The organism is Paraburkholderia fungorum, from assembly GCF_003610895.1.
GTDB lineage: Bacteria > Pseudomonadota > Gammaproteobacteria > Burkholderiales > Burkholderiaceae > Paraburkholderia > Paraburkholderia fungorum_B.
Genome location: NZ_MCAS01000067.1, coordinates 37,199 through 46,599, shown reverse-complemented (window position 1 = coordinate 46,599; position 9,401 = coordinate 37,199). Strand labels below are relative to the sequence as shown.

4 protein-coding genes are annotated in these 9,401 nt (G+C 64.5%); all 4 read left to right on the top strand.

Annotation, left to right across the window (positions count from 1 at the left end; all coding sequences use genetic code 11):
- Nucleotides 1–72: 72 nt before the first annotated feature.
- From glgX to treY, 4 genes are read left to right on the top strand one after another with little or no spacing between them, the layout of a single operon-like run.
- Nucleotides 73–2,292: a glycogen debranching protein GlgX gene (glgX, locus tag BCY88_RS35815; RefSeq protein WP_120348804.1), complete on the top strand. Its 2,220-nt coding sequence runs from the start codon at nt 73–75 to the stop codon at nt 2,290–2,292.
- 30 nt (nt 2,293–2,322) lie between these two features.
- A complete protein-coding gene (gene treZ, locus BCY88_RS35810) occupies nt 2,323–4,242 on the top strand; it encodes a malto-oligosyltrehalose trehalohydrolase (protein ID WP_120348803.1) in 1,920 nt (639 codons plus the stop codon).
- A complete protein-coding gene (gene malQ / locus BCY88_RS35805; RefSeq protein ID WP_120348802.1) occupies nt 4,239–6,446 on the top strand; it encodes a 4-alpha-glucanotransferase in 2,208 nt (735 codons plus the stop codon). Before treZ ends, malQ begins: the two co-directional genes overlap by 4 nt.
- Nucleotides 6,443–9,316, top strand: a complete 2,874-nt coding sequence (gene treY / locus BCY88_RS35800; protein WP_120348801.1) for a malto-oligosyltrehalose synthase — start codon at nt 6,443–6,445, stop codon at nt 9,314–9,316. The genes malQ and treY overlap by 4 nt, the downstream gene beginning before the upstream one ends.
- The last annotated feature ends 85 nt before the right edge of the window (nt 9,317–9,401 follow it).

Sequence of the window (9,401 nt, the reverse complement as noted above, 5' to 3'; positions counted from 1 at the left end):
GCCGACGGGCCGCTCGCTTGTTGCATGAAGTCCCACGAGAGCGTTCATAAAACAGAACAAGGAAGGGGAATCATGTCGCACGCAATGCCCGACCGGCTTCAGCCCGGTTCGCCCTATCCGCTCGGCGCCAGCTGGGACGGTCTCGGGGTCAACTTTGCGGTGTTCTCGGCGAATGCGCAAAAAATCGAGCTTTGTCTGTTCGACCCCACCGGCCGCAAAGAAATCAGGCGCTTCACGCTGCCCGAATGCACCGACGAAGTCTGGCACGGCTATCTGCCCAATGCGCACCCCGGCACCGCGTACGGTTTCCGGGCGCATGGGCCGTATCAGCCGCAGCATGGGCATCGCTTCAATCCGCACAAGCTGCTGCTCGATCCGTATGCACGCAAACTGGTCGGACAGTTTCGCTGGTCCGACGCGCTGTTCGGCTATCGCGTGCATTCGAATCGTGCCGACCTGTCTATCGACCGCCGCGATTCGGCGCCGGCCATGCCGAAGTGCGTCGTGATCGACGAAGCCTTCGACTGGTCGCACGACCAGCGCCCGAATGTGCCGTGGGGCGAAACCATCATCTACGAAGCGCATGTGCGCGGCGTCTCGATGTCGCGCCCCGATTTGCGTCAGCACGAACGCGGCACGTTCGCCGCGCTGGCTGCGCCGGAATTCATCGAACATCTGCTGAAACTCGGCGTGACCGCCGTGGAATTGCTGCCCGTGCATGCGTTTCTGAACGACCGCTTTCTGGTGGAGCGCGGTCTGCGCAATTACTGGGGTTACAACACCGCGGCCTTTTTTGCACCGGAACCCTCGTATCTGAGCACACACCGGCTCGATGAAATGCGCATTGCGGTGCGCCAGTTACACGCGGCCGGCATCGAGGTGATTCTCGACGTGGTCTACAACCACACCTGCGAAGGCAACGAGTCGGGGCCGACCGTCTCATGGCGCGGCCTCGACAATGCAAGCTACTACCGGCTGGTTCCCGGCGACGAACGCCACGATATCAACGACACAGGCTGCGGCAACACCGTCAACCTCGCGCACCCGCGGGTCCTGCAGATGGTGATGGATTCGCTGCGCTACTGGTCGACCAAATTCAATATCGACGGTTTCCGTTTCGATCTCGGCGTGACGCTCGGCCGCGAGCAACACGGTTTCGATCCCGGTTCCGGCTTCTTCGACGCCTTGCGCCAGGACCCGATCCTGTCGCAACGCAAGCTGATTTCCGAGCCATGGGACATTGGCCCAGGCGGTTACCAGCTCGGCAATCATCCGCCGGGCCTCGCGGAATGGAACGACCGTTTTCGCGACACGGTGCGCCGCTTCTGGCGCGGCGACGCGGGTCTGCGCCCCGATCTCGCCGCGCGGCTGACCGGTTCCGCCGACCTGTTCAACCGGCGCTTCAGGAAACCGTGGGCTTCGATCAACTTTGTCACCTCGCATGACGGCTTTACGCTTGCCGACGTCACCGCATACGAGCACAAGCATAACGAAGCAAATCGCGAAGACAACAACGACGGCCACAACGAAAACTGCAGCCGCAATTGGGGCGTGGAAGGCCCGGCCGACGATCCGCTCATTCTCGAAACCCGCAAGCGTGTGGCCCGCTCGCTCGTCGCCACGCTGCTGGTAGCGCTCGGCACGCCCATGCTGCTGGCAGGCGACGAATCGTTGCGTACGCAGAATGGCAACAACAATGCGTATTGCCAGGATAACGAACTATCATGGCTCGACTGGGATCGCATGGCGTCGCTCGAAGGCCGTCAGATGACCGCGTTCGTCGCGCGCGTGATTGCGCTGCGCAAAGCGCACCCGCTGCTGCGCGAAACGCGCTTTCTGTTCGGCGATCGCGAAGTGTTGCCAGGACTGTTCGACGTCGGCTGGTTCGACGAACACGGCGACCCGCTCACCATCGAAGCCTGGCAAGACCCGGAAGGTCGCGCGTTCACGCTGCGCCGGGCAGGGCCAGGCTTGAATGGCGAAACGGAAGTATTGTTGATGATGCTCAACGCTTCGGCCGAGACCTTGCGTTTCGTGCCGCCCGCACCGCACCTGGAATGGCATGTGCTGCTGGACACGGCTGAGCCGGAAAGCGCGCCGCACCCTCTGCTGGAACCCGAGATCGAAGTGGCCGCACACAGTCTCGTGATGCTGGCCGCGCAACCGGTCGGCGAAGCGGATTGGCAGACGGGCTGGAAGGCCGGCGCGCAGCACGGGCCGCGATTGTTGACCGCCCTGCCGCCCGACCCGGGCGCAAATCCGCCGGGCAACGAGCCGTCGCCGGCCACGTAGGCGGGAAGCAAAACCGAATGGTGATGAATCATGTCCGAAAGTCCGATTGATCCTCACGCGCATCATCACGCGCATTGCCTGCCGTTCAGCGCGCAGTTGCTGGGCGCGACGGGCGCGAAGCCGCGCACCCGGTTCCGTTTCTGGGCGCCTTCGTGCAAGACAGTGCAGGTGGAAATCGAAAACGGACCGGCCCAGGGCGCGCATGAGATGACTTCCGCCGGCGGCGGCTGGTTCGAAACGACCGTCGACAGCGGCGCGGGCACGCTGTATCGCTTCCGGCTCGATGGCGGGCATGCGGTGCCCGATCCTGCGTCGCGCTTCCAGCCGCAAGACGTGCACGGCCCGAGCGAAGTGATCGACCCACGCGCATACCGCTGGGAGCATACGAACTGGCATGGCCGCCCGTGGGAAGAAACCGTGCTGTACGAATTGCACGTCGGCGCGATGGGCGGTTATGCGGGCGTGCTGAGGCGTTTGCCCGCGCTGGTCGCGCTCGGTGTCACGGCCATCGAATTGATGCCGTTGAACGACTTTCCCGGTCAGCACAATTGGGGCTACGACGGCGTGCTGCCGTATGCGCCCGACTCCGCGTACGGCCGCCCCGAGGAACTGAAAGCGCTGATCGACGCCGCACACGGCCTCGGCCTGATGGTGTTTCTCGACGTGGTGTACAACCACTTTGGCCCGGACGGCAATTATCTGCACCAATACGCCCGCTCGTTCTTCCGCGAGGACATCCACACGCCGTGGGGCCCTGCGATCGACTTCGACCGCTGTGAAGTGAGCGACTTCTTCACTGACAACGCTGTTTACTGGATCAACGAATATCGCATCGACGGCCTGCGTTTCGATGCGGTACATGCCATCGACAATCCTGCGTGGCTACGCGAATTGTCCGACCATATCCGCGCGAAAGTTCAGCACGGACGGCATGTGCACCTGGTGCTGGAAAACGAGCGCAATAGCGCGAGCCTGCTGGAAACGCATTTCGACGCGCAATGGAACGACGACGCGCACAACACGCTGCACGTTCTGCTGACAGGCGAAACCGAAGGCTATTACCACGCTTATGAAGATCAGCCGATCCGCCGCCTCGCGCGCGTGTTGTCGGAAGGCTTCGCGTATCAGGGCGAATCATCGCCGATTCACGAAGGCGCGCTGCGCGGTGAATCGAGCGGGCATCTGCCGACCACTTCATTCGTGATGTTTTTGCAGAATCACGATCAGATCGGTAATCGCGCATTCGGCGAGCGTCTGCGCAAACTGACCTCGGACGAGGCGTTGCGCGCCGCCACCGGCTTGCTGCTGCTGTCGCCGCAGATCCCCATGCTGTTCATGGACGAGGAATACGGTTCGACCCAGCCGTTCCTGTTTTTCACCGACTACAGCGGCGAACTCGCCGATGCCGTGCGCGAAGGACGGCGCCGCGAGTTCGCGCGCTTTTCGGCGTTCAGCGACGAGAAGCGGCGCGCGCAGATTCCCGACCCGAACGACGTGAAGACTTTCGCCGCTTCGTCACCGCCTGAGCCGGCTCAAAGCCCGGGCGCGGACGGCGACGCGAAAGACCGCCTCGACTGGATGCACTTCTACAAATCCGCGCTCGCCGTGCGGGCCAAGCTGATTACGCCGCGCCTGAAACATTCGAAAGCGCTCGGCTCAAGCGTGCTCGCCGCCGCACACGGCGGCGATGCCAACGCGCTGATCGCCCGCTGGAAACTCAGCGACGGCGAGACGCTGTCGATCGCGCTGAATCTCTCGAAAGAAGACGTGGCATTCCCCGATCTGCCCGCCGGCAAAGTGATTTTCGAAACGCCGCCGCGCGTGCGCGACCAGGTGGACGCGAAAGTGTTGCCGTCATGCGCGTTGGTCGCGTGGGTAACCGGCGACGTCAGCGACTACGCCATCGGCCACGATGCGCGCATCGCGAGCCAACAGGAGCACCACGCGTGAGCACCCGACGTCCGACCGATACGATCGCTACCCTTGCCACGCGCGCCGGCTTCGAGGTCGAGTGGCGGGATGCGCACCATACAACGCAGCAGGTGCCCGAGAGCACGCTCGCCGTACTGCTCGAGCGGATGGGTTTGCCGTGCGGTAACGCCACGCAGATCCGGCACAGCGCGGCCACGCTGGAAAGCGAACTGTCCGGACGCAAACTGCCGCCGTTGATGACCGCGGAGGTCGACCGCGGCATCGCGCTGCCAGCCGCGGCGATCAGATCCGCCACGCACTACCGGATCGAACTCGAAAGCGGCTCGATCATCGACGGCCGCTTCACCGCGCCCAAGGGTGAGGAGGCGTTGCTCACACCCGTCGACGAGCCCGGCTATCACACGCTGGTGATCCACGACCAGCGCGTGACGTTAGCCGTGGCGCCGTCACGCTGCTATACCGTCGCGGATGCATGGAACACGCTGCACGGCGGCGCCACGGCCCAAACACCGAAAGCGCCGCCGCTGTGGGGCATTGCCGCGCAGTTATACGGTTTGCGGCGCACGGGGGATGGCGGCATCGGCGACTATACGGCGCTCGCGCAGATGGCGACGGAAAGCGCGAAGCGTGGCGCCCATGCGCTCGCCGTCAGCCCCACGCACGCGATGTTCAGCGCCGAACCGGATCGCTTCAGTCCGTATTCGCCGTCGTCGCGTTTATGGCTGAACGTCACGCATATCGACCCGGCCGCCGTGTTCGGCGCGGACGCTGCGCGCGCCGCGCTCGAAACCGCGCAAGGCGTCAGCGCATGGTCGGCGCTCGAAGACTTGCCGCTGATCGATTGGCCGAAGGCCGTAGTGCTGAAGCTGAAGGTCTTGCGCGCGCTGTACGAGAACTTCTGCGCCCAGGAAAGCGCACACGACACGCCGCGCGCGCTCGAATTTCATGGCTTCTGTGAACGTGCCGGCCGTGCGCTCGAAGATCACGCGCGTTTCGAGGCACTGCAAGCGGCGCAGTTGGCTCAAGGAGACGGCAAGGGTCACTGGCGCGACTGGCCCGAGGCGTTGCGCGATCCGCGCAGTCCGGAAGTCGAAGCCTTTGCCGAAGCGCATCGGCATGAAGTCGATTTTCATCTGTTTCTGCAGTGGCTCGCCGCCAAGGGTCTGTCGCACGCGCAGCAGGCGGCGACCGATGCCGGGATGGCCGTCGGCCTGATCGCCGACCTGGCCGTTGGGTGCGATAGTGCCGGCAGCCACGCATGGTCGTACCGCGACGACATGCTGCAAGGCATTTCAGTGGGCGCGCCGCCCGATCTGTTCAACCAGGCCGGCCAGGCATGGGGGCTCACCACCTTCTCGCCACGCGCGATGCGCACGCAGGGCTTCTCCGCATTCATCGACATGCTGCGCGCAGCGTTCGCGCATGCAGGCGGTGTCCGTATCGATCACATTCTCGGTTTGCGGCGCCTGTGGCTCGTGCCCGAAGGCGAAAGCGCGCGCAACGGCGCGTATCTGCGTTATCCGCTCGAAGACCTGCTGCGCCTGATCGCGCTCGAATCGTGGCGGCATCGCGCGATCGTGATCGGCGAAGATCTCGGCACCGTGCCGCACGGCTTTCGCGAGCGGCTCGACGAGCACGGTCTCGCCGGCATTCGTGTGCTGTGGTTCGAGGGCGCGGAAGGCGGCGCGGGTTTCAAGCCGCCGCAGGCATGGGATCGCAACGCGGTCGGCACCACGACGACCCACGACCTGCCGACCGTGGCGGGCTGGTGGCGCGGCAGCGACATCACGTGGCGCAACCGGATCGGTCAGACGATGGTGCGCGCCGATGGCCGCGACGCGGAGCAGGTGGCGCAGGAAGAGCGCGCCGCCGATCGCGCTCTGCTGTGGCGGGCGTTCCAGCAGGCCGGCGTCGCCGCGCCGGACGTGGCAGCGCCGCCGCCCGACGCGGCGCCCGTGGATGAGGCGCTCGCCTTCGTCGCCGCCACGCCTGGGCCGCTCGTCACGTTTCCGCTCGAAGATCTGCTCGCGCTCGCCGAGCAGCCGAATCTGCCCGGCTCGATCGACGAACATCCGAACTGGCGCCGCCGCATGAGCTTGCCGATCGACGCATTGTTCCAGGACGACACCTTCAGCGATCGCCTGCTGGCCGTCGACCGCGCGCGCCGCGGCGCAACCGTTCCTGCTTCTTCCAACGCTTCTTCGGAGCCTGATACGCCATGACCGTCCCGCGCTCCACGCTTCGCCTCCAGTTTCATCGAGGCTTTACCTTCGACGACGCCGTGAAGCACGTCGACTACTTCGCCGCGCTCGGCATCAGCCACCTGTACGCGTCGCCCATCACCACCGCCGAGCCGGGCTCGATGCATGGCTACGATACCGTCGACTACACCCAGGTCAACGCCGAATATGGCGGTGAGGCGGGCCTGAAACGCCTTGTCGATAAACTGCGCGCGCACAACATGGGACTGATCGTCGACGTGGTGCCGAACCATATGGGCGTGGGCGGCTCGAGTAACGCGTGGTGGCTCGATATCCTCGAATGGGGCCGGCACAGTGCATACGCGCGCCATTTCGACGTCGACTGGCATTCGCCCGATCCGGCCTTGCGCGGCAAGGTGCTGGCGCCCACGCTCGGCGCGCCATACGGCGACGAACTCGCGGCAGGCCGGATCGCGCTGCATTTCGCGGCCGACAGCGGGCGCTTTTATATCGGCTACGGGCCGCATGTGTTTCCGGTGTGCCCAACCGACTACGCCGCGATTCTGCAAAGCGCGGACCGCGCCGATCTCAGCGCACTGGCCGAGCGTTTTCAGGGTCTGACAACGCAACCGGCCGATCAGCCGCGCGCCGCCGAAGGACGCGACATGCTGCGCGAGTTCGTCGCGCAAAATGGCGCCTCGGCGATCGAACTGGTGCTGGAAACGTATGCGCCCGCGGATCCGGTAGCACGTGACCGTCTGCATCGCCTGATCGAGCGGCAGCACTTCCGCCTCGCATGGTGGCGCACCGCTTCGGACGAGGTGAACTGGCGGCGTTTCTTCGACATCTCGACGCTGGCCGGCGTGCGTGTGGAACGGCCCGAGGTGTTCGAGGCCGTTCACGCGCTGGTTTTCCGTCTGTATCAGGAAGGCGTGGTGGACGGTTTGCGGATCGATCACGTTGACGGTCTGGCCGAACCGCGTGAGTACTGTCAGCGTCTGCGGCAACGGCTCACCGAATTGCGCGACACCGCGCCGTACGTGGTCGTCGAAAAAATTCTCGGCCGCGGTGAGCCACTGCGCGACGACTGGCCGGTGGACGGCACAACCGGCTACGATTTCATGAACAACGTAGGCGCCCTGCTGCACGATCCGGCCGGCGCCGAGCTGCTCGGAGAGACGTGGGCCGAGCTCACCGGCCGCAGCCCGCGATTCGCCGACGAAGCCCTGGCCGCGCGACGCAAGATTCTCGCGGAGAACCTCTCCGCGGAACTGGATCGTGCAGCGCGGGCATTGCATCGTGTCGCCCGCGACTCGCTGGCGATTCGCGATTTCACTTTCACCGCGCTGCGGCGTGTGCTGACCGAACTGGTCGTGCATTTCCCTGTGTATCGGATCTATTCACAGAACGGCCTGCGCAGCGCCGCCGACAACGTTTATTTCGAGCAGGCGCTGGCAGGCGCGAAACAGGCGCTTTCGCGCGCGGACTACGTCGTGCTCGACCGTGTGAACGCGTGGCTCGGCGGCAGCGCCGAAGAAATGCCGGGGCCGAATGCACGCGGCAACGCACAATCGCAGCAGCAGGGGGCGAGTGGCGCCCCGCCTCATACAGGTTCGGCACGGCGCACCGCGCAGACACTGTTCGCACAACTGACCGCGCCGGTTGCGGCGAAAGCGGTTGAAGATACAGCGTGCTATCGCTATGGCCGTTTACTGTCACGCAACGAAGTCGGCTCGGACCCGGGTGATTTTGCGTTGTCGGTTGAACAATTTCATGCTGCGAATCTCGAGCGCTCGCAGCGTTTTCCGCACACGATGCTCGCCACGGCGACGCACGACCACAAGCGTGGAGAAGACGTGCGCGCGCGGCTTGCCGTGTTGAGCGAAATCGCGGACGAATGGAGCGCGAAGTTGCGCGCGTGGTCGACACTGAACGCTCCGCATCGCCGCGCGCTCGACGGTGCGCCGATCAGCAGCGTCAGCCACGACATCCGCTACGACTGGGCGCCGGGCCCCGCCGCCGAAGCAATGCTGTATCAGACCTTGGTGGGCTGCTGGCCACCCGACTTGAAGCCGGACGACGAAGCGGGCATCAAGGAACTGGCCGAGCGGGTCGCGCAATGGCAATTGAAAGCGCTGCGGGAAGCGAAACTGCAGACCAACTGGCTCGCGCCCGACGAAGCCTATGAGGCCGGCTGCCGCGCTTTTCTGTTCGACATTCTGGCGCCGCAGCGGCGCGATGGTTTCCTGCGCGAGTTGTCTACATTCGTGGCGCGAATCGGGCGCGCTGGTGCGCTCAATAGTTTGCAGCAAACGGTGTTACGGTTGGCGTCGCCTGGGATTCCCGATCTTTACCAGGGCACGGAGTTGTGGGACTTCAGTCTGGTCGATCCTGACAATCGGCGGCCCGTCGATTTTGCCAAACGTGAGGCATGGCTCGTACAGACTCCGCCTTCGGAATTCCTAGCGAACTGGCGTGACGGCCGGGTAAAGCTCGCGGTCGTGCAGCGTGTGCTGGCGTTGCGCGCGCATCTGCCGGAGTTGCTGAGTCAGAGCATCTATCTGCCGCTCGAGGTGCGCGGTTCGCATGCGTCGAATGTAATCGCGTTTGCACGGCGGCATGGGAATGCCTGGGCCGTGGTGGTGGCAAGCCGGCTCGCTGCGGAATTGCTCGGCGAAACCAGCGAAAGCGGCGATCTGCCGATGGTCGATCCGGATAAATGGGGCGATACGGCCATCGAGATGCCTGCGGATCTCGCCGCGCGAGCGCTGTTCGACTGGTTGAGTCCGGCGGCACCCAAGGTCGATGAAAACGGCTTGCTGTATCTGCGCGATGCGTTAGGCGCAATGCCTATCGCCGTGTTGGTGGAAGACGGCGTACCGCGCAGTTGATCCGCGTTTTCTGGAAGGTTGCAGGCGGTTAAAGCTAGCGTGCTTTAACCGCCTTTTTCATTGGCTCACTTAGTGGCTCTTGCAA

Coding starts and splice junctions, on each gene's coding strand:
- glgX (WP_120348804.1), top strand. CDS start 73: ATGTCGCACGCAATGCCCGACCGGCTTCAGCCCGGTTCGCCCTATCCG.
- treZ (WP_120348803.1), top strand. CDS start 2,323: ATGTCCGAAAGTCCGATTGATCCTCACGCGCATCATCACGCGCATTGC.
- treY (WP_120348801.1), top strand. CDS start 6,443: ATGACCGTCCCGCGCTCCACGCTTCGCCTCCAGTTTCATCGAGGCTTT.